This is a genomic window from Aeromonas sp., from assembly GCF_050252055.1.
GTDB lineage: Bacteria > Pseudomonadota > Gammaproteobacteria > Enterobacterales > Aeromonadaceae > Aeromonas > Aeromonas caviae.
Genome location: NZ_JBFWLQ010000013.1, coordinates 76,043 through 97,162 on the forward strand (window position 1 = coordinate 76,043; position 21,120 = coordinate 97,162).

General features: G+C 60.3%; 20 protein-coding genes. 15 read left to right on the forward strand and 5 right to left on the reverse strand.

Translation table 11 applies throughout. From position 1 onward, the window contains the following. The first annotated feature begins 186 nt into the window (after positions 1-186). From AB7E19_RS19180 to mnmE, 8 genes are all read left to right on the forward strand, one after another. Positions 187-945: an amino acid ABC transporter substrate-binding protein gene (locus AB7E19_RS19180; protein ID WP_010672284.1), complete on the forward strand. Its 759-nt coding sequence runs from the start codon at positions 187-189 to the stop codon at positions 943-945. Then, positions 946-1,614, forward strand: coding sequence for an amino acid ABC transporter permease (locus tag AB7E19_RS19185; RefSeq protein ID WP_010672283.1), 669 nt, complete (start codon positions 946-948; stop codon positions 1,612-1,614). A 12-nt stretch (positions 1,615-1,626) separates the two neighbouring features. Beyond that, positions 1,627-2,361: an amino acid ABC transporter ATP-binding protein gene (locus tag AB7E19_RS19190; protein WP_010672282.1), complete on the forward strand. Its 735-nt coding sequence runs from the start codon at positions 1,627-1,629 to the stop codon at positions 2,359-2,361. A 269-nt stretch (positions 2,362-2,630) separates the two neighbouring features. Then, the gene (rpmH, locus tag AB7E19_RS19195; protein WP_005307156.1) at positions 2,631-2,765 is read left to right on the forward strand and encodes a 50S ribosomal protein L34; all 135 of its coding nucleotides are present in this window, start codon (positions 2,631-2,633) and stop codon (positions 2,763-2,765) included. Continuing rightward, positions 2,765-3,124: a ribonuclease P protein component gene (rnpA, locus tag AB7E19_RS19200; protein ID WP_010672281.1), complete on the forward strand. Its 360-nt coding sequence runs from the start codon at positions 2,765-2,767 to the stop codon at positions 3,122-3,124. Before rpmH ends, rnpA begins: the two co-directional genes overlap by 1 nt. After that, the gene (gene yidD, locus AB7E19_RS19205) at positions 3,091-3,339 is read left to right on the forward strand and encodes a membrane protein insertion efficiency factor YidD (RefSeq protein WP_010672280.1); all 249 of its coding nucleotides are present in this window, start codon (positions 3,091-3,093) and stop codon (positions 3,337-3,339) included. Before rnpA ends, yidD begins: the two co-directional genes overlap by 34 nt. A 5-nt stretch (positions 3,340-3,344) precedes the next feature. Continuing rightward, the gene (gene yidC, locus AB7E19_RS19210) at positions 3,345-4,991 is read left to right on the forward strand and encodes a membrane protein insertase YidC (RefSeq protein WP_041214180.1); all 1,647 of its coding nucleotides are present in this window, start codon (positions 3,345-3,347) and stop codon (positions 4,989-4,991) included. 109 nt (positions 4,992-5,100) lie between these two features. After that, positions 5,101-6,462 carry a tRNA uridine-5-carboxymethylaminomethyl(34) synthesis GTPase MnmE gene (gene mnmE / locus AB7E19_RS19215; protein WP_010672278.1) on the forward strand — a complete coding sequence of 454 codons (1,362 nt, stop codon included), beginning with the start codon at positions 5,101-5,103 and terminating at the stop codon, positions 6,460-6,462. Positions 6,463-6,532: 70 nt separating this feature from the next. Here the strand turns inward: mnmE and fhuB are convergent, their stop codons facing one another. The 5 genes from fhuB to AB7E19_RS19240 are packed head-to-tail and all read right to left on the reverse strand — an operon-like array spanning position 6,533 to position 14,072. Continuing rightward, positions 6,533-8,515: a Fe(3+)-hydroxamate ABC transporter permease FhuB gene (gene fhuB / locus AB7E19_RS19220; RefSeq protein WP_029313369.1), complete on the reverse strand. Its 1,983-nt coding sequence runs from the start codon at positions 8,513-8,515 to the stop codon at positions 6,533-6,535. Beyond that, a complete protein-coding gene (locus AB7E19_RS19225; RefSeq protein ID WP_427936289.1) occupies positions 8,512-9,414 on the reverse strand; it encodes an ABC transporter substrate-binding protein in 903 nt (300 codons plus the stop codon). Before AB7E19_RS19225 ends, fhuB begins: the two co-directional genes overlap by 4 nt. Before the next feature lie 31 nt (positions 9,415-9,445). Continuing rightward, the gene (locus AB7E19_RS19230; RefSeq protein ID WP_010672275.1) at positions 9,446-10,210 is read right to left on the reverse strand and encodes an ATP-binding cassette domain-containing protein; all 765 of its coding nucleotides are present in this window, start codon (positions 10,208-10,210) and stop codon (positions 9,446-9,448) included. 46 nt (positions 10,211-10,256) lie between these two features. Further along, positions 10,257-11,903 (reverse strand): multidrug ABC transporter permease/ATP-binding protein, encoded by a 1,647-nt coding sequence (locus tag AB7E19_RS19235; protein WP_322131114.1) that lies wholly within the window; start codon positions 11,901-11,903, stop codon positions 10,257-10,259. Positions 11,904-11,963: 60 nt separating this feature from the next. After that, positions 11,964-14,072 carry a TonB-dependent siderophore receptor gene (locus AB7E19_RS19240; RefSeq protein WP_319891547.1) on the reverse strand — a complete coding sequence of 703 codons (2,109 nt, stop codon included), beginning with the start codon at positions 14,070-14,072 and terminating at the stop codon, positions 11,964-11,966. Between the two features lie 371 nt (positions 14,073-14,443). Between AB7E19_RS19240 and mioC the strand changes: the two genes are divergently transcribed. The 7 genes from mioC (at position 14,444) to atpB (ending at position 21,066) form a co-directional block, all read left to right on the forward strand. Beyond that, positions 14,444-14,893 carry an FMN-binding protein MioC gene (gene mioC / locus AB7E19_RS19245; RefSeq protein ID WP_427936269.1) on the forward strand — a complete coding sequence of 150 codons (450 nt, stop codon included), beginning with the start codon at positions 14,444-14,446 and terminating at the stop codon, positions 14,891-14,893. A 508-nt stretch (positions 14,894-15,401) separates the two neighbouring features. Further along, positions 15,402-17,291, forward strand: a complete 1,890-nt coding sequence (gene mnmG, locus AB7E19_RS19250) for a tRNA uridine-5-carboxymethylaminomethyl(34) synthesis enzyme MnmG (RefSeq protein ID WP_427936271.1) — start codon at positions 15,402-15,404, stop codon at positions 17,289-17,291. 20 nt (positions 17,292-17,311) lie between these two features. Beyond that, positions 17,312-17,938, forward strand: coding sequence for a 16S rRNA (guanine(527)-N(7))-methyltransferase RsmG (gene rsmG / locus AB7E19_RS19255; RefSeq protein ID WP_010672270.1), 627 nt, complete (start codon positions 17,312-17,314; stop codon positions 17,936-17,938). A gap of 27 nt (positions 17,939-17,965) precedes the next feature. Further along, positions 17,966-18,769 (forward strand): ParA family protein, encoded by an 804-nt coding sequence (locus AB7E19_RS19260; RefSeq protein ID WP_279474156.1) that lies wholly within the window; start codon positions 17,966-17,968, stop codon positions 18,767-18,769. After that, positions 18,766-19,674: a ParB/RepB/Spo0J family partition protein gene (locus AB7E19_RS19265; protein WP_010672268.1), complete on the forward strand. Its 909-nt coding sequence runs from the start codon at positions 18,766-18,768 to the stop codon at positions 19,672-19,674. Before AB7E19_RS19260 ends, AB7E19_RS19265 begins: the two co-directional genes overlap by 4 nt. Positions 19,675-19,864: 190 nt before the next feature. Then, positions 19,865-20,275, forward strand: coding sequence for an ATP synthase subunit I (locus AB7E19_RS19270; RefSeq protein ID WP_010672267.1), 411 nt, complete (start codon positions 19,865-19,867; stop codon positions 20,273-20,275). Between the two features lie 8 nt (positions 20,276-20,283). Beyond that, positions 20,284-21,066, forward strand: a complete 783-nt coding sequence (gene atpB, locus AB7E19_RS19275) for a F0F1 ATP synthase subunit A (protein WP_010672266.1) — start codon at positions 20,284-20,286, stop codon at positions 21,064-21,066. Positions 21,067-21,120 lie beyond the last annotated feature (54 nt).

A 21,120-nucleotide genomic window follows, 5' to 3' on the forward strand; every position in this document is an offset into this window, starting at 1 on the left:
AGGATCCCATTTCATCCCCAAAGTTACCCACAGCCGGATATCGTCAATGTGGACAGAATGGCGCGCTGCGACCATAGTTATTTTATATAACCAAATATCATTTATTTTTTATATTTTATTCCAATAACATCAGCGCCAACCCGTGATTACAACTAAAAATACAGCACTACAGAGAGAGGAATCCCCATGAAAACCACCATCAAGCTGATTTCCGGCGCCGCCATTCTGCTGGCCAGCCTGTCCGGCCAGGCCATCGCCCAGGAAACCATCAAGGTCGGCATGTCCGGCAAATATTTCCCGTTCACCTTCGTCAAGCAGGACAAGCTGCAGGGCTTCGAGGTGGACATGTGGAACCAGATCGGTGAGCGCACCGGCTACAAGGTCGAGTTCGTGACCGCCAGCTTCTCCGGCCTGTTCGGCATGCTGGAAACCGGCCGCGTCGACACCATCTCCAACCAGATCACCATCACCGACGAGCGCAAGGCCAAGTACGCCTTCTCCCAGCCCTATGTCTATGACGGTGCCCAGATCGTGGTCCGCAAGGGCAACAACACCATCCACGGCATCAAAGACCTGGAAGGCAAGAAAGTCGCCGTCAACCTGGGCTCCAACTTCGAAGAGCTGCTGCGCAAGAACGACCCCAACAAGAAGATCGATATCCGTACCTATGACTCCGCCTTCGAGCAGGATGTCGCCCTGGGCCGCATCGACGCCTTCGTGATGGACCGCGTCTCCACCGCCCAGCTGATCAAGGAATCCAAGCTGCCGCTGCAACAGGCCGGTGCACCGTTCGAAACCATCGAGAACGCCCTGCCCTTCCTGAAGACCCCGGAAAAGCAGGCCGTGCTGAAGAAGGTTGACGATGCCCTCACCGCCATGCGCAAAGACGGCACCCTGACCAAAATCTCCGAAAAATGGTTCGCAGCGGACATCACCAGCAAATAAATGATGGAATTTGACCTCGAGTACACGCTAGGGCTGTTTCCCATCCTGCTCAAATACCTGGGCACCACGATGGAAATGGCCCTGTGGGGATTCGTATTGGCACTCGTACTGTCGCTGATCCTGGCAATAGTACGGGTGTTTCGCGTTCCCGCACTTCACTGGCTGGCGATGCTGTATATCTCGTTCTTCCGGGGTACACCGCTGCTCGTCCAGCTGTTCCTGCTCTATTACGGGCTGCCGCAGCTCTTCCCCATCTTCGTGGGGATGGATGCCTTTACCGCCGCCATCATCGGCCTGACCCTGCACTTTGCCGCCTACATGGCCGAGTCGATCCGGGCAGCCATTCTCGGCATCCACAAGAGCCAGATGGAAGCCGCCCTCAGTATCGGCATGAGCCGGCTGCAGGCGATGCAGCGGATCATCCTGCCCCAGGCGGCCCGCATCGCGACACCATCGTTGATGAACTACTTCATCGACATGATCAAGAGCACCTCCCTGGCGTTTACCCTGGGAGTGGCGGAGATCATGGGCAAGGCCCAGATGGAAGCGGCCTCCTCCTTCAAGTTCTTCGAGAGCTTCATGGCGGTGGCGCTGATCTACTGGGTGGTGGTCATCTTCTTCACTCGCTTGCAGCATCTGCTGGAAGTGCGGCTGAACCGTGCTTATTAAAGGAGGCCTGTCATGATCAACCTAACGGGTCTCTCCAAGGCCTATGACGGAAATCAGGTGCTCAACGGCATCGATCTTGAGGTAAAGAAGGGGGAGATTGTCGTCATCATCGGTCCTTCCGGTACCGGCAAGTCGACTCTGCTGCGCTGCCTCAACCTGCTGGAAACCCCGGATGCAGGGCGGCTCGTCATCGATGACCTCGCCGTGGATCTGGCCAAGGCCAGCGACCAGCAGGCCATCGAACTGCGCAAACGCGCCTCTTTCGTGTTCCAGAACTACGCCCTGTTCGCCAACAAGACGGCGCTGGACAACATCGCCGAGGGGCTGATCACCGTCTGGAAGCAGCCGAAGGCGGAGGCTCGTGCCACTGCCCTGGGCATCCTCAAGGACATCGGCCTCGCCGAGAAACAGGATGCCTACCCGGCCTCCCTCTCCGGCGGCCAGCAACAGCGCGTCGGCATCGGCCGGGCCATGGCGGCCCACTCCAAGGTGATCCTGTTTGACGAGCCCACCTCCGCCCTCGATCCCGAATGGGTCGACGAGGTGCTGGGCCTGATGAAGCAGCTCGCCCGCCAGCACCAGACCATGGTGGTGGTGACCCACGAGATCGAGTTTGCCCGTGATGTCGCCGATCGGGTGATCTTCATGGAAGGAGGCCGGATCGTGGAGCAGGGCCCGCCGGATCAGATATTGGTCGATCCGCAGGATCCCCGTACCCGGGAGTTCCTGCGCAAAGTACTTAAATAGCTCTCTCTTTGGCGGCCTGGCCGCCTTTTTTCTTGAGGGATCCTTGTTTAACCCCGGGTTGCCAGTATAATTCGGGGCCCTTGATCCTCCGGATCCTGCCAGATTATCCCGCTCGGTCGACGAACGGGGCGAGATGGAAAGGAACGGCGGATTGACGAGAAGCTGAACTCTGTTTAGAATTCGGCCTCTTTTGCTAGTCGTCACACGCTATAGCTGGCGCGTCGGCTAAGTGTGACAATCAAAACTGTACAGAAATACGGAATCGAATCATGAAACGTACTTTTCAACCGTCCAACCTGAAGCGCAAGCGCTCTCACGGTTTCCGCGCTCGCATGGCTACTGCCAACGGCCGCAAAGTTCTGGCCGCTCGTCGTGCCAAGGGTCGTGCCCGCCTGGTAGTCTAATGCCTACCCAGCACACCTTCTCTCGGGAGTTACGTCTGTTAACTCCCGAACACTTCAAACGCGTTTTCGCCGAGCCTGTCCGGGCCGCTTCTCCGCAAATTACGCTTCTTGCTTGCCCCAACTCCCTCGAACACCCCCGTCTTGGCCTCGCCGTGCCCAAAAAGGCGCTCAAGCGTGCCGTCTGGCGCAACCGTGTAAAACGAGTGGTTCGGGAAAGTTTTCGCCTCAATCAAGCCAATCTGCCCGCTATCGACATCGTCGTGATCGCCAAGGGTGGCGTGAAGGAGATGGACAACGAAGCGCTGTTCAAGTTACTGGAAAAGCTATGGCGCACTCTGTCACGCCGTTGCAATGGGTAGCAATCAAACTGATACGCCTGTATCAGCTAATCATTAGTCCCCTGCTCGGGCCGCGCTGCCGTTTCACCCCGACTTGTTCCCAATTTGCGATAGAAGCAATCCGACTTCACGGTTTCATAAAAGGCGTTTGGTTAGCCAGCAAACGTCTATTAAAATGCCATCCCTTATCCGAGGGTGGTTATGACCCGGTTCCGCAACCAAAGCGAAGAAACTGAAGACTATGGAATCACAACGCAATTTACTCCTGATCGGTTTGCTGTTCGTGAGCTTCTTGCTCTGGCAACAGTGGGAGTCCGACAAGGCTCCGAAGCCGGCCCCGACTACCGTGGCCCAAACCGAACATTTCGTACCTGAAGCCGGTCAGACCGGTGATATTCCTCAGGTTTCCGAGCAAGCAAATGGTAACGCCGCGCGCAAGCTGATCACCGTCTCCTCCGACGTGCTCAAATTGACCCTGGACACCCAGGGCGGTGACATCGTCTCTGCCGAACTGCTGGCCCACAAGCTGGAAGAAGGCAAGGAACAGCCGTTCACCCTGCTGACCAGCCAGCCTGCCCACCTCTATGTGGCCCAGAGCGGTCTGGTCGGTCGCGATGGTCCGGACAGCCAGGCCCAGGGTCGTCCCACCTATGAAGCCGCCCAGACCAGCTATCAGCTGGCCGATGGTCAGGATCAAGTCGTCGTTCCGATGACCTGGACCGACAGCAAGGGCGTGGTCTTCACCAAGGAGTTCGTGCTCAAGCGCGGTGATTACGCCGTGGGCGTCGACTACAAGATCGACAACAAGTCTGCCGAGCCGGTCCAGGTACAGTTCTACGGTCAGCTGAAGCAGACCATGACCACGCCGAAGGATCAGGAAGGTCATGCCATGGTGGCCAGTGCCTACCGTGGTGGTGCCTTCTCCAGCGAAGACTCCCGCTACAAGAAGTACACCTTTGACGAGATGAAGGATGCCGACCTGAACAAGACCACCCAGGGTGGTTGGGTCGCCATGCTGCAGCACTACTTCGTCTCTGCCTGGGCCCCGAATGCCAACGACACCAACAGCTTCTACAGCCGCGTGATCCCGGGCAAGGACCAGGCCATCATCGGCTACAAGGCGCCGCTGGTTGACGTCGCTGCCGGCCAGCAGGCCGAAGTGAGCGGCAAGCTGTGGATCGGTCCCAAGCTGCAGGATCAGATGGCCAAGGTGGCAAACCACCTGGATCTGACTGTCGACTACGGCTGGCTCTGGTTCATCGCCCAACCGCTGCACTGGCTGCTGACCGTGTTCCACGGTTTCGTCCAGAACTGGGGTCTGGCCATCATCATGCTGACCCTGCTGGTGCGCGGCATCATGTTCCCGCTGACCAAGGCCCAGTACACCTCCATGGCCAAGATGCGCATGCTCCAGCCCAAGCTGGCTGCGCTCAAGGAACGCTTCGGTGACGATCGTCAGAAGATGTCCCAGGGCATGATGGAGCTGTACAAGAAGGAGAAGGTCAACCCGCTGGGCGGCTGCCTGCCCATCCTGGTACAGATGCCCATCTTCATCGCTCTCTACTGGGCACTGATGGAGTCTGTCGAGCTGCGCCACGCACCGTTCGCCCTGTGGATCACCGACCTGTCGGTGAAGGACCCCTTCTTCGTGTTGCCAATCCTCATGGGTGCCTCCATGTGGTATCTGCAGAAGATGAGCCCGACTACCATCACGGACCCGATGCAGCAGAAGGTGATGCAGTTCATGCCGATCATCTTCACCTTCATGTTCCTCTGGTTCCCGGCAGGTCTGACTCTGTACTGGCTGGTGAGCAACGTCATCTCCATCATCCAGCAGACCATCATCTATCGTCAGCTGGAGAAGAAAGGCCTGCACTCACGCAACTGATGCGCAGCCCATCTTTCCTGATGACAAAAGAGGCGGCCTTCGGGCCGCCTTTTTTATTACAATGTCCCCCACCCTCTTACTCATTCAGCCAACCAGCGAGTCAAGCAAGATGACAACAGATACCATCGTGGCCCAGGCCACCGCCCCCGGCCGTGGCGGTGTCGGCATAGTCCGCGTCTCCGGCCCTGCCGCCGAGCGGGTCGCCGAGATAGTGCTCGGCAAGCTCCCCAGGGTGCGTTATGCCGAATATCTGCCGTTCAGGGACGAGCAGGGCCAGGCGCTGGATCAGGGCATCGCCCTGCTGTTCAAGGCCCCCAACAGCTTCACTGGCGAAGACGTGCTGGAGCTGCAGGGCCATGGTGGCCCCGTCATTCTCGACATGCTGATCCGCCGCATCCTGCAGATCGATGGCATCCGCCCCGCCCGCCCGGGCGAGTTCAGCGAGCGCGCCTTCCTCAACGACAAGCTGGATCTGGCCCAGGCCGAGGCCATCGCCGATCTCATCGAAGCCTCCAGCGAGCAGGCGGCCCGCAGCGCCATGCACTCCCTGCAGGGGCAGTTCTCCGGCAAGGTTCAGCAGTTGGTGGAGAGCCTCACCCGGCTGCGCATCTATGTGGAAGCGGCCATCGACTTCCCGGATGAAGAGATCGACTTTCTCTCCGACGGCAAGGTGGCGGGTGACCTCTACGCCATCATGTCCGAGCTGGACGACGTGCGCGGCGAGGCCAAACAGGGCGCCCTGCTGCGAGAGGGAATGAAGGTGGTGATCGCCGGTCGTCCCAACGCCGGCAAATCGAGCCTGCTCAACGCCCTTGCAGGCCGCGAGTCCGCCATCGTCACCGAGATCGCCGGTACCACCCGCGACGTGCTGCGCGAGCACATCCATCTGGACGGCATGCCGCTGCACATCATCGACACCGCGGGCCTGCGCGATACCCAGGACAAGGTGGAACAGATCGGCATCGAGCGTGCCTGGGCCGAGATCGAACAGGCCGACCGGGTGCTGTTCATGGTGGACGGCACCACCACGGATGCCGTCGATCCCCACGATATCTGGCCGGAATTCGTTGATCGGTTGCCAAAAAACATCGGCCTCACCGTGGTGCGCAACAAGGCGGACCTGACCGGCGAGGACCTGGCACCGAGCCAGGAGCAGGGCCACGCCGTCTATCGCATCTCCGCCAAGACCGAGCTTGGGCTGCCCGCACTGCGCGAGCACCTCAAGGCCTGCATGGGCTTCCAGGGCAACACCGAAGGGGGCTTCATGGCCCGCCGCCGCCACCTGGACGCACTGGAGCGCGCCGCCGAGCGGCTGCTGGTAGCCAGGGAGCAGCTTGAGGTCTATGTGGCTGGCGAACTGGTGGCCGAGGAGCTGCGCCTGGCCCAGGAGTCCCTGTCCGAAATCACGGGCGAGTTCAGCTCCGACGATCTGCTGGGCCGCATCTTCTCCAGCTTCTGCATCGGCAAGTAAATCCGCAGAGCAGGCAATGAAAAGCCCGGGTTCACCCCGGGCTTTTTTTGTGCGCTTTTCATCCACCAACCTAGAGACGGCGCAGGCACCACATGAAGTAAGCGCCCCCTAACAGGGTGGAGACCAGACCGACGGGCACCTCCTGGGGAAAGAGGATCTGCTGGCCGATCCAGTCCGCCGACACCATCAGCAAAGCGCCACAGCCTGCGGCGCCGAGCAGGTGCCAGCGCGCCCTCACCAACCCCATCAATCTGGCCAGGTGCGGCGCCAGCAGACCGGCAAAGGAGAGCGGGCCTATCACCATGGTGGCACTGGCGGTGAGCACGGCCACCAGCAGCAGGATGGTGAGCTGGGCGCGGCCGAGATGGATCCCCAGAGCCGTCGCTACCGCCGGCCCCATGGGCATGAGGTCGAGCCAGCGGCTCGCCAGCAGGCAGGCTGCCAGCATCAGCAGCGCCAACACCACCAGGGCAAGGGCCACCGGCTGGGTGACGTAATAGGTGGAGCCGGACATCCAGGAGAGCAGTTGCTGCACCCGCAGGTCGCCGTTGGCCAGGGCGATGGCCTGCAACGGCTCGAACAGCGCCGTGATGGCGATGCCAGACAGCAGTATCCGCTCCGGCTGGAAGCCGTTGCGCCGGTTGATAAGCACCAGCAGCAACAGGCAGGCGAAGGCGCCCACCAGTCCCCCTAGCAGCATCATGGGCAGCGGCAAGGCGGGCAGCAACAGGGCCGCCGCAATCACCCCCATGAAGGTGCCACCGCTCACCCCCAGCAGCTCGGGGCTCGCCATGGGGTTGTTGCTGACTCGCTGCAACAGGGTGCCAGCCAGCGCCAGCAACACGCCTGCGGCACCCGCAGCCAGCGTGCGCGGCAAGCGCCACTCCAGTTGGGCCTGCCACCGCAGCCAGCTCGGCCAACCCCAGCCGCCCATCCCCTGCCCAAACAACAGGGAGGCGATCACCGCCGCAGCCAGCCCCAACACCATCAGGCCAACAAGGCGAGTCGGCGCCGGATGGCGGGCCAACAACAGAGAGGAGTTCGCCTTAGGCGCACTCTGCTTGATGCCAAGACGCGGGATCAGCCAAAGCAGCAGCGGCGCCCCCAACAGGGCCGTCATGGCGCCGGTCGGGATCAGCACAGGCCAGAACCGGCTCAGGGTCTGCAGCAGCAGATCGGTGGCCGCCAGCAACAGGGCGCCGAGGATGGGTGCCCACAGCAGCCGCTGGGCCAGTTTTCTGACCCCCAGCAGCCGCACCATGGCGGGCGCCGCCAGCCCGATAAAACCGATCAGCCCCACCACGCTCACCACGCAGGCGGTGATGAAGACCGCGAGGCCGAGACCGGCGAATCTCAGGTGCTTGAGAGAGACCCCCAGGCTGCGAGCGCTGGCATCGTCCAGCTCCAGCACTGCCAGCGGGCGCACCAGCACCGCCGCCAGCATCGCGGCCAGCAGCAACCGTGGCAGCAGATAGCCGACGCCGCTCCAGCTGTTCTGGGCCAGAGATCCGCTCCCCCACACCAGCAACCCTTTGAGCTCCTCCTGGAAGAACAGCAGCAATCCCATGCTGATGGCGGCCAGATAGAGGTTGATCACCAGCCCTGCAAAGACGATGACCACGGGATTGAGCTGACGGCGCCAAGCCAGGGCGAAGACCAGCCCCATGGCCAGGCTTCCCCCGGCCATGGCGATCCACTCCCGCCCGATCAGCAGCCAGGAGGGGGCGAGCAGGGTCACCATCATCAGCGCCAGCTGGGCGCCGGAGGCCACCCCCAGGGTGGTGGGCGAGGCCAGGGGATTGCGCAGCACCTGCTGCATCAGGGTACCGGCGAGCCCGAGGGCGGCACCGGCCAGCAGGCAGATGGCAAGGCGCGGCAGCCAGCTGAAATGGACCACCGCCTGGCGGGCATCGTCCAGCTCGGGGGAGAACAGGGCCTGCCACCAGAGCGCCCCCGGCAGTTGACGCGCCAGCTCGGCGCAAGCCAGCCCCAGTGTCAGCACCAACAGGCAGAGACCCGGGCGCAGCAGGGGCGAAGAAAGAGAAGAGCTCATTGATTTGATCCCCCGGTTGCTCTGTGGACAGCCTGCTCCCGCAAGGCACCGTCCAGCAGGGTGGCGAAGCGGCGGGCCGCCAATATGCCACCAAAACTCCATGTCGCAGGCAGATGGATCACCGAATTGTTCTGTACCAGCGGGAGATGCTGCCACAATCCAGGCTCCTGAAGTTTTTCACCAACTCCTACGGGCACGGGGTCCACCACCACCAGCCTGGCCTCCGACATCCCGAGAAACTGCTCCAGGCTCGCGACCGAGAATCCCCAGGCATTGGTCTCTCCCTGCCAGGCGTTGCGAAGGCCGAGGCGCTGCATCACTGCCTCGAACAGGCTGCCACGGCCAAACACCCGCACATGGCGCTCATCGATGAATTGCACCACCAGCAAGGGGGGCAGATCGGCGGGCAGCGCCGCCTGCATCTGTGCCAGATCCTGCTCCAGCGCGGCGAGCTGGCGTTCAGCCTCCGCCTCTTTGTTGACCAGGGCGGCTATGGTCAGGGTCGCTTCCCGCAGTCGCTGCCACAGATCGGTGCCCGGTTCATACAGGGCGATGGAGTGCACCGGCGCGATGCGGGAGAGAGTCGGCGCCAGGGGGGCCGCCAGCGGCGAGATGAGAATAAGATCCGGTTTGAGCTCCGCCAGCAGTTCCCGGTTGGGCTGGGCACGCAGCCCGATATCGATCACCCCGGCAGGAAGCTGGGGTTCACCGACCCAGGCGCGATAGGGGGCCACATCCCCCACCGCCATCGGGGTGACCCCCAGAGCCAGGAGGGTCTCGGCCATGGTCCAGTCCACTGTGGCGATGCGAGGCGTGGCGCTGGTGGCGTCGGTGGCGGTGACAAGCTGCCCGGCCTCCCCTGCCAGGGGCAGCAGCAGACTGAGCAGACAGGGCGCCATCTTCAATAAACGGTTCAAGAGCGGCCCCCGGTCAGACGATGGCGATGGCGTGGTCATGGGCCGGATGGCGAATGACCTCCATGGGGATGCCATAGATGGCGTTCAGGGTCTCCCCTGTCATAATCTGTTCGGGCTCGCCGTGGGTCAGCAGACGGCCGGAGTGCAGCGCCACCAGCCGATCGCAGAAGCGGGAGGCCATGTTGATGTCGTGAATGACGATGATGACCCCGAGGTTGAGCTGGCGGCTGAGCTGCTTGACGAGCGTGAGCACCTCCACCTGATGGGCCACGTCCAGGGCGGCCAGTGGCTCGTCCAGCAGGATGAAACGGCTCTCCTGAGCCAGCAGCATGGCGAGCCAGACTCGTCCCCGCTCACCGCCGGAGAGGGTATCCACCAGCCGATCGGCAAAGCGTTCGGTGTGGGTCAGGGCGATGGCCCGCTCCACCTGACGGTGATCTTCCGCTCCCATCCGGCCCAGCAGGCCGCGCCAGGGGTAGCGCCCCATCTCCACCAGCTCGCGGCCGAGCAGGTTTTCGGCACTCGGCAGGTGCTGGGGCAGATAGGCCACCTGACGGGCAAACTCCCGGTTGCCCCAGGCAGACAACGGCTGGTCATCGAACAGGATCTCCCCGCCGCTGTGGGGTTGCTGGCGCGCCAGCAGCTTGATCAGGGTCGATTTTCCCGACCCGTTGTGGCCGATGAGGCCATAGACCCGACCTTGCTCGAAGCGAAGGCTGGTGGGGTGCAGCAGCGTGCGGTCATTGACCGCGAAGCTGGCGGATTTCATCTCGAACATAAGCAATTCCTGTGCTGGCTTGCTGCCAGTCTCATCGGTGCCAGCATCAGGTCGGCACCTTGCCATCCAGATGGGCGACCGCATCCCGGCTCACCTGCTCGCGCTGCTCGCCGGTCAGTTCGGTGAGGCGGCCCTGGCGCATCTCCAGCAGGCGATCGGCCAGAGAGAAGTAGTGATCGTCGTGGCTGATGGCGATCACCGTCTTGCCCATCTCCTTGAGACGCGGCAACAGCACCTGATAGAAGATGCGGCGGAACTGGGGATCCTGATCCGCGGCCCACTCGTCGAACAGCATCACCTCCCGCTGCTCTGCCAGGGCCAGCAGCAGGGCGACCCGCTTGCGCTGGCCCTGGGAGAGGTCGATATCGGCGATGAAGCCATCCTCGATGGCAAGCTTGCTGCCCATCTGCAACCGCTCAAGCCACTCGGCGACCAGCGCCTCTTTCGGCTCGGGCCCCAGCAAATGCTGGAACAGGTGGTAGTCGGTGAAGATGGCGGAGAAGAGCCCCAGATAGCCGTTGCGATCGGTGACCGGCTCCCCATCCAGCAGGATCCGGCCAGAGACCGGTTGATAGAGCCCGGTCAGCAGCATGGCCAGGGTCGACTTGCCGGAGCCATTGCCACCGATGAGGAATATCTGCTCCCCCCGCTCGATCACCAGATTGATGGGGCCCACGGAGAAACCGCCCTCCCCCTGGTAGTGAAAGCTCACCTGATCCAGCTCGATGCGCTGCCAGGGGCGAGGCGCAGGCGGCAACGGGAACGCTTCGTCCGACTCTGCCAGATTGAGGGCAGCTATCTTGTCGAACGCCACCTGGGCGGCGATCAGGGTCGGCAGGGCTCCGATGCCTTGCAGCAAGGGAGTGCGCAGGAACAACAGGGTCAGGGCGAAGGTGGCGGCCACATTGGTGTTGGCCCAGCCCAGCCCGTTGGCCAGGAAGAAGACCAGGCCGATGGCACCCAGCATCATGATGTTCGACCAGTTCACCGCGCTCAGGTGGTAGGTATCGGCGCGGATGATCTGCTCCCGGTAGTCCCGGGCATTCTGCTCATAGAGCTGGTGGTAGACGAAGTGGGCACGCTCGCGGTTGAGCGCCAGCTCCTTGCTCCCGGCGATGATGGACTGGTAGTTCTGGTAGAGCCTGTCTTCGGCCTGGCGCATGTGCGCCAGGTGGCGATAGACCCGGTTCACCAGCAGCCAGCCAACCACCATGGTCACGGTGACCCAGAGGGCGGTAACACCGAGCAAGGCGGGAGAGAGCAGGCCAAGGTAGATGATGGAGCCCAGGGTGAGCACCAGACCCTGTACCAGTTCCGGCAGGCGCACGAAGGCGATGGTGATCTGACCGATGTCGCTGGAAAGGGAGGCCAGGAGCGGCCCCTGCCCTATTTGACGCAGACGGGCGACGTCGGTATCCAGCAGTTGCTTGAGCAGGCGGCCACGCAACCGGTAGACGAAATGGTGACCCAGGGTGGTCAGGGCCAGCTGGGATCCGAGCGTGATCACCAGCAGCAGCAAGACAAGGCCGACAAGCTGACCCAGGATCGGCAGCGGATCCCCGACTGATTCGATAAGTGATTGATTGATGAAGGCAATGACGCCTATCCCGCTGACAGCACTCAGCAGGCTGAGCAGGGTAATGGCGATGAAGGGCCAACGGTATTGGCGATAAACCAGTGACAAGAGTTCCATGACAGGCCTGTAGATGAATGGAAGGAGGGCGGGAGCCTTCGCCCCCGCCCGGCCTGTCGCTTACCAGCGGTAGTTGACGGTGCCGACTATGCTGCGCGGCTCGCCGTAGTAGCAGTAGTAGTCGCAGCTCGCCACATAGGTGTCGTTCAGCAGGTTGTTGACGTTGATCTGGGCACGCCAGTTCTTGGCAAAGTCATACCCGATCATCGCATCCCATACAGTGTGTGCCGGTACCTGGGCGGAACCATAGATGGGAGTGTAGTCCGCATTCACCGCGCCGATGCCGACGCTGGAACCCACATAGCGCACGCCGGAACCCAGCTCAAGACCGGATACCGGGCCCTGCTGCACCTTGTAGTTGCCCCAGAAGGAGGCCTGGTGGCGCGGGATCAGGCTCGCACGACGATCGCCGTTGCCGGTGTCGTTGGTCTTGGCATCGGTATAGGTATAGGCAGCGGTCAGGCGCAACGCCTCGGTGGCCTGCACGCTCCCCTCCAGCTCGACCCCCTGGGAGGTCACTTCACCGGCCTGGGTCTGCTGGCCGGAGCCGGTAGAGACCAGGGAGTTGGTCTGCTCCAGATCGAACAGCGCCAGGTTGATGTAGCCATCGAGGAAGCTGGGTGCGTACTTGACGCCGGTCTCGTAGAGCTTGCCTTCCAGCGGCTTGTAGGAGTTGCCGGTGTTGGGGTCTATCCCCGGCAGCACTTCGAAGGATTCCGCATAGGCGAAGTAAGGGGAGAGACCGTTGTCGGCCAGGTACATCAGGCTGCCGGAGAGAGAGAGGTTGTTGTCGTACTGTTTCTCGTTCTTGCTCTTGGCTTCGCTGATGTTGTGGGTTTCCACGTAATCGAAACGACCGCCCGCGGTCAGCAGCCAGCGATCATCCCAGCGGATCTGGTGCTGGGCATAGAGGCCGCTCTGACCCTTGGTGCTCTTCTGATGGGTCGCGGTGGATTCATCAAAACCGGGGAAACCGCTGTAATCCGGGTTCATGGTGTTGATGGCGCCCATGCCATAGTTGTCGGCTTCCTGGCCTTCATTGACATGGCGCTGCAGATCCACCCCCAGCAGCAGGGTCTGCTCCGTGCTGTCGGTGTTCCAGTAGCCCACCATCTGGTTGTCCATGGTGGCGCTCTTGGTATCCCCATCCCGGTAGACCAGGCCGCGGTAGGCGGTGGTGCCTTCATAGGTCGGGAAGATATAGGTCTGGCGCAGCAGCAGATCGTTGTAGTTGAAGCGAACGTTCTGCTTGAACTCCCAGGTCTGGTTGAGCTGGTGGGCCAGCTCGTACCCGGCGGAGATCTGGGTATTGCGATTGCGATCGTAATCCGGCTGGCTCAGGTTGGTGGAGGGATCGATCTGGCCTCCGGAGGTATTCAGGGTGCCGTAAACCGGGAAGAAGCCGTTGGTCGGCACCCCTTCATCGTGCTTGAAGCTGGAAAGCAGCGTCAGCGTGGTGCGATCCGAAATATCCAGGGTCACGCTCGGCGCCAGATAGGCGCGCTCGTTGTAGGTGCCATCCAGCACGCCGTCCCGCTCGTTGTAGAGGGCCACCAGACGATAACGGCTGTTGTCGGTAAGGGTGTCGGAGACATCCACCCCGACCTGGCGCAGATCCCGGTTGCCCAGTTGCAGGTTCACCAGTCCCTGCGGGGTCGCGGTCGGACGCTTGCTGATGGCGTTGATGACGCCTCCGGGAGGGGCTTCGCCATACAGAATGGAGGCCGGGCCTTTGAGCACTTCCACGCTCTCAAGGCCGAAGGGCTCCGGGGTCCAGACATAGTAACCGGTGCTGAAAAGACGGTTGCCATCCAGGTAAGAAGCCGCATCGAAGCCGCGCACCTTGAACCAGTCAGCATCCGTGTCCGAACCATAGGATTGGGACAGGACGCCGGAGCGATAGCGCAGGGACTCGTCTAGCTTGAGTACGGCGTGCTGGTCCAGCTCTTCGCGATTGACCACGGAGACGGCACGGGGGGTCTCTGCCATGGGGACCTCGACCTTCATGGCGGTCCCGGTCACGACCATGGTTTCGCCCGCCTTGGGCAACTCTTTATCCGCCTGTTCCGCCGCCAACACGGGCAGGGACGCCAGCAGACAGGAGAGCGGCAGCAGCTGTGCGCCTCTCTTTCGCATCACGGCATTCGGGGTATTTTTTTGCGCAATCATATAAGTGTCTCAAATATCAATAATTTATGTTTGATTTCTTATTATGGGTGCCCAATTGGACCGGTCAGCCCGGCGCCTCAGGCGAATAAAGCAGCGCCATGCTACTACAGGTGCCGTGATCGAATCGATTCAATAATTGCTAATCATTTGCATCTGCATTGTTAATTGATGTTTTGAAGTGTCGTTTGACAACGAAAGGTGCGATGAGGTCGCAACAGGCGGAAAGAAGGCGGCACAGTGGCCACGAGGCCGGTTTTGGCTGCAACAAAGTGGACAGGATCCTTATCCCCAAGCTTTATCCATATTTATCCACATGCTTTGGCGGTAAGATCCCCGCTCTTCACCTTTTCGATGACATCAGGATCCATTCCATGGCCAAACTCAACCTCGTCGTCGGCTCCATGCTGGGGGCCTCCGAATATGTCGCAGATCATGTGGTCGGCCTCCTTGAACAGGCGGGCCACCAGGCGGAGATCCACAACCCCGCCAGCCTGGCCAGGATCCTGGCCGAGCCAGAAGCCATCGTGCTGGTGGTCACTTCCACCCATGGTGCGGGGGATGTACCCGACAATCTGCAGCCCTTTGCCCGGGATCTTGCCGAACAGCAGCCGGATCTCACCGCCTTCAAGTACGGAGTGATCGCCCTGGGGGATCGCAGTTATGACACCTTCTGCCAGGGCGGCAAGACGCTGGATCGGCTGCTGGCCGGGTGCGGTGCCAGCCGACTGGGGGATCTCCTGGAAATAGACGTGACCCAGCACGAGATCCCCGAAGATGCCGCAGAAACCTGGATCCACGACTGGATGACCTTGATCAGCTGATCGGGGCCAGGGAGATCCGGTCACGACCTCCGATCTCCCTGGTTATCCCCAGATCCCTATCCACCAGGTTATTAACAGGGGGATCCGGATAAGTTTTTCCCGAGAGCTCCCCACATGAGCTCAGATAATTGTGTATAACTTAGGTGCTAAGCTCTGCAAAACCTATAGTTATTCATGTATTAGATCTTACCAACCATGTGCCTGTGCATAAAAACCCATGTTATCCCCCCGCTCGCTCCCTCTGGATCCAAGCTTTTCCACAAGCAGCGATCGACCTTAACCGAATGATCTTTATGATCAAAAATGCCTTATCAACAGAAGTCGCGGATCCTAATAAAAGATCCAATAAAAGATCGATCTAAAGATCCTTAAGATCTATTTAACCGATCCCTGATCCATACTGATCCTGAAGTAGACGTTCCCCTCCGGATGCTAAACAGATAGAATGATCCGCCCTTCAGACCAGGCAAACAAAGATCTTCAGGCGTGCAGATCAAGGTGATCCCCAATGCAATACCATGAACAATTTGATGTGATCGTCGTCGGTGGCGGTCATGCAGGAACCGAAGCAGCAACAGCGGCAGCCCGCATGGGTCTCAATACCCTGTTGCTCACCCACAACATAGATACGCTGGGGCATATGTCCTGCAATCCGGCGATCGGCGGGATCGGCAAGGGACACCTGGTCAAGGAAGTCGACGCCCTTGGCGGGATCATGGCGCAGGCCATCGATCTCGGCGGGATCCAGTTCCGCACGCTCAACTCCTCCAAGGGCCCTGCGGTGCGGGCTACCCGTGCTCAGGCGGATCGCCTGCTGTACAAGGCTGTGGTGCGTCAGACCCTGGAGAACTACCCGAACCTGAAGATCTTCCAGCAGGCCTGCGACGATCTGGTCATGGACGGGGATCGCGTCGCCGGGGTCGTCACCCAGAGCGGGATCCGCATCAGCGGCAAGACGGTCGTACTGACCGTTGGCACCTTCCTCAATGGTCTGATCCACATCGGCATGGAGAACTACAAAGGGGGCCGCGCCGGGGATCCTCCCTCGATCGCCCTCGCTCAGCGCCTGCGTGAAATGCCGCTGCGCATCGATCGCCTCAAAACGGGCACGCCACCACGCATCGATGCACGCACCGTCGATTTTTCCGTGATGCAGCAGCAACATGGCGACGATCCTCGCCCGGTCTTCTCCTTCATCGGCAACGCCAACCAGCATCCGCGCCAGATGCCTTGCTACGTGACACATACCAATGAGCAGACCCACGAGGTGATCCGCAACAACCTTGATCGCAGCCCCATGTACGCCGGGGTGATCGAGGGGATAGGCCCGCGCTACTGCCCGTCGATCGAAGACAAGATCACCCGCTTTGCCGACAAGACGGCGCACCAGATCTTCGTCGAGCCGGAAGGCCTGACCACCCACGAGCTCTACCCGAACGGGATCTCCACCAGCCTGCCGTTCGACGTGCAGGTGCAGATCGTCCGCTCGATCTGTGGCTTCGAGAATGCCCATATCACTCGCCCTGGCTACGCCATCGAGTACGATTTCTTCGATCCGCGGGATCTCAAGGCCAACATGGAGAGCAAGTGCATCGAGAACCTCTTCTTCGCCGGTCAGATCAACGGCACCACCGGCTATGAAGAGGCCGCTGCCCAGGGCCTGATGGCCGGTCTGAACGCGGGCTTGCGCGCCCAGGGCAAGGAAGCCTGGCACCCACGCCGGGATCAGGCCTACATGGGCGTGATGATGGACGATCTCTCCACACTGGGGACCCGCGAACCCTATCGCATGTTCACCAGCCGTGCCGAATATCGCCTGCTGCTGCGGGAAGACAATGCGGATCTGCGCCTGACCGCCATCGGCCGCGAGCTGGGTCTGGTGGATGATCATCGCTGGAGCCTGTTCAATGCCAAGGTGGAACAGGTGGAGCAGGAACGTCAGCGCATGCGCTCGACCTGGATCCACCCGCAGCATCCGTCTCTGGAGGCCGTCAACGCCCTGGTCAACACTCCCCTGACCCGGGAGCAGAGCCTGGAAGAGCTGCTGCGTCGCCCCGAGGTGACCTACGATGCCCTGATGGCCATCGAGGGTGTGGGGCCTGCATTGACCGATGCGGCTGCCGCGGATCAGGTGGAGATCCAGATCAAGTACGCCGGTTATATCGAGCGTCAGCACGACGAGGTGGAGAAACAGCTGCGCAACGAAAACACCCTGCTGCCGCTGGACATGAACTACCGCGACGTGAACGGTCTCTCCAACGAGGTGATCGCCAAGCTCAACGATGCCAAGCCAGAGACCATTGGTCAGGCGTCCCGCATCTCCGGCATCACCCCTGCCGCCATCTCCATCTTGCTGGTGCACCTGAAGAAACACGGCCTGCTGCGTAAAACCGCCTGAGGAATTCCCCGTTGGACAACATGCTGCAAAGATTGAACGGCCTGCTCATGCAGGCCGGAATTGTTATCACCGAAACCCAGAAGACCCAGTTGGTGCAGTTGGTCGAGTTGCTGCACAAGTGGAACAAGGCTTACAATCTCACCTCGGTGCGAGATCCGGACGCCATGCTGGTCAAGCATATCCTCGACAGCCTGGTGGTGAGTCCTCACCTGCACGGTGAACGCTTCATCGATGTGGGAACGGGTCCGGGTCTGCCCGGACTGCCGCTGGCCATCATCAATCCGGACAAACAGTTCGTGCTGCTCGACAGCCTGGGCAAGCGGATCAACTTCATCCGCCAGGTGATCCTGGAACTGGGGTTGACCAATGTGACCCCCGTCAAATCCCGGGTGGAGGAGTATCAACCCGAGACCGGATTTGATGGTGTACTGAGCCGGGCTTTCGCCTCCCTGGAGGACATGCTGAGCTGGTGTCATCATCTGCCGTCACCCGAGGGCAGCTTCCTGGCGCTCAAGGGACAATACCCCGAGCAGGAGCTGGCACAGTTGCCTGACAGCATTCGTCTGGTTGCCACCCACAAGCTGGTGGTGCCGGAACTGGAAGGCGAACGCCATCTGCTGGAGTTTAAAGCCATCCAGCCCGAATAGGGCCGCCGCATTCATTTAGGGGACAGTGTGGGAAAAGTCATTGCCATAGCCAACCAGAAGGGTGGAGTGGGTAAAACCACCACCTGTGTGAATCTGGCCGCCTCCATGGCCGCTACCCGGCGCAAGGTGCTGGTGATCGATCTGGATCCGCAGGGCAATGCCACCATGGGCAGTGGCGTCGACAAGTACGATGTCGAACGCACTGCCTATGAACTGCTGATCGAAGATGCCCCCATCGGCGAGGTGATCATCCCCGAAACCTCGGGAGGCTATCACCTGATTGCCGCCAATGCCGACGTGACCGCGGCAGAAATCCGCCTGATGGAGTTTTTTGCCCGCGAGATCCGCCTGCGCAACGCCCTGGCCTCGGTCAGGGACAAGTACGACTACGTCTTCATCGACTGCCCGCCTTCTCTCAACATGCTGACGGTGAACGCCATGGCCGCCGCCGACTCAGTGCTGGTGCCCATGCAGTGCGAATACTATGCGCTGGAAGGGCTGACCGCCCTGGTGGACACCATCAGCAAGCTGGCAGCCGTGGTCAATCCGGAGCTGAAGATTGAAGGGGTGCTGCGCACCATGTTCGATCATCGCAACCGGCTGGCCAATGATGTGTCCGATCAGCTGAAACAGCATTTCGGGGACAAGGTCTATCGCACCATCATTCCCCGCAACGTAAGACTGGCGGAGGCGCCGAGCTTTGGCGCGCCAGCCATGCACTATGACAAATCATCGGTGGGGGCCAAGGCCTATCTGGCCCTGGCTGGCGAGATCCTGCGCCGCCAGGAACAGGAGTCCCTGCCGTTCACCGCAGATCGAGAGAGCATATGACGCCGAAGAAACGTGGGCTGGGCAAGGGGCTGGACGCCCTGCTCAGCACCAGCACGGCCGCCCGCCAGAAACAGGTGATGAGCGACCAGCGCACCGAACAGGCCATGGCCCCGACCAATCAGGGGGAATTGCGCAAGCTGCCGGTGGAGTGGTTGCAGTCCGGCAAATACCAGCCGCGCAAGGACATGTCCCAGGATGCGCTGGAGGAGCTGGCCAACTCCATCCGTGCACAAGGGGTGATCCAGCCCATCGTGGTTCGCTCCATCGGTGAAAACCGTTTCGAAATCATTGCTGGTGAACGCCGCTGGCGCGCCTCCCAGCTGGCCCGTCTCGAAGTGGTGCCCTGCCTGGTCAAGGATGTCGCCGACGAGGCGGCCGTCGCCATCGCACTCATCGAGAACATCCAGCGTGAAGATCTCAACGCCATCGAGGAGGCCGTCGCCCTCCAGCGCCTGCTGACGGAGTTCGAACTGACCCACCAGCAGGTTGCCGAGGCGGTGGGCAAGTCCCGCACCACGGTCACCAACCTGTTGCGTCTCAACCAGCTCAACGAGGACGTGAAGCGCTTCGTGGAACACGGCGACCTCGACATGGGGCATGCCCGTGCCCTGCTGGCCCTGAGCGGCCAGGCCCAGTCAGAGCTGGCCAAACTGGTGGCCCAGAAGGGGCTGACAGTGAGAGATACCGAGAAGCTGGTGCAAAAAGCACTGGAACCGGCAAAAACCAGGGTTGAACCCGTCCGCGATCCGCAGTTTGGTTATCTCGAGCGCCAGATTTCTGAAAAAATTGGCAATCAGGTGCAACTTCAGCCGGGCAAGAAAGATAGCGGCAAGTTAGTAATAAGTTACGATAACTTGGCAGATTTGGACCGGGTATTGGGCTATTTTGGCCTGTCAGAATCGTGATTTTTACGCTTTTTGTAGTAATAAAACATCCATTACTTTCGATATGAACATAACCTTAATTTCGCGCGGAAAGCCGCAAAAATTAAGGATTTTTGCCATGTTGCAATAGCCGTCTTCACGGGTATAATTTGACCGGCTTTTCGAGCTGTGAACCTGGGGTCTTCGGATCCCGATTTTTTACAGTTCTGTAATGTTCAGGGGTAGGTTGGTGAAGCAGAAAATAGCCTTGGAAGGTTTGACGCTGGCCTTGGCTATGCTCGTTTGTCAGCTGGTCCTGATCCTGGCGATCGCCACCGTCTGGTTTTATCAGGCGGGAGAGTTCGCCGGACAATCCTCTCTCTACGGAGGGGGGATGTACTGGGTTCCTCAAGCCCTGTTCACGCTCTGGGTTCTGCGCCGCAAGGTGACGAAAGAGAGCGTAGGCCTGGTTTTGCGGGACTTTTATGGTGGGGCAGGGATTAAGCTCATTACTACAACAGGACTTTTCGCCCTGCTGTTTGGCGCCGGGATTGAGGTCGACACCGCCTCGTTCTTCGCCACTTATATCCTCGCCCTCGTTGTACAGTGGATAGTTTCATTCACGCTTAACAACCACTATTAGGAAAACTCATGTCTGCAACCGGAGAAGTCCTGACTCCTCAGGGATATATCTCCCACCACCTGACCCACCTGCAGGTAGGGTCCGGGTTCTGGACGGTGAATATCGATTCCATGATATTTTCCGTCGTGCTAGGCGCCCTGTTTATCTGGTTGTTCCGCAAGGTTGCCGTCAAGGCCACCAGCGGTGTGCCCGGTAAGCTGCAGTGCTTTGTGGAGATGCTGGTCGAGTTTGTGAATGGTAACGTCAAGGACATCTTTCATGGTCGCAACAAGGTCATCGCACCTTTGGCCCTGACGGTGTTCGTGTGGATCTTCCTGATGAACTTCATGGACCTGATCCCCGTTGACTTTATCCCTCACGCTGCACAGTTGATGGGTGTTCCCTATCTGCGTGTGGTTCCCTCTGCTGACGTTAACATCACCATGTCCATGGCTTTGGGCGTGTTCTTCTTGATCCTGTACTACAGCATCAAGGTCAAGGGTATCAGCGGGTTCGTGAAGGAGCTGACGCTTCAGCCTTTCAATCACCCTGCTGCCATCCCGGTTAACTTCATCCTTGAAACCGTCACGTTGATTTCCAAGCCTGTTTCATTGGGTCTGCGACTGTTCGGCAACATGTATGCTGGCGAACTGATCTTCATCCTGATTGCGGGTTTGTTACCCTGGTGGTCACAGTGGATCCTGTCCGTGCCTTGGGCAATCTTCCACATCCTGATCATCACTTTGCAGGCGTTTATCTTCATGGTTCTGACCATCGTCTATCTGTCGATGGCGCAGGAAGACCATGGTTGATGCAACTCAAATAATCCTTTTTATACAATCAATTACATCTAAATAAATGGAGAT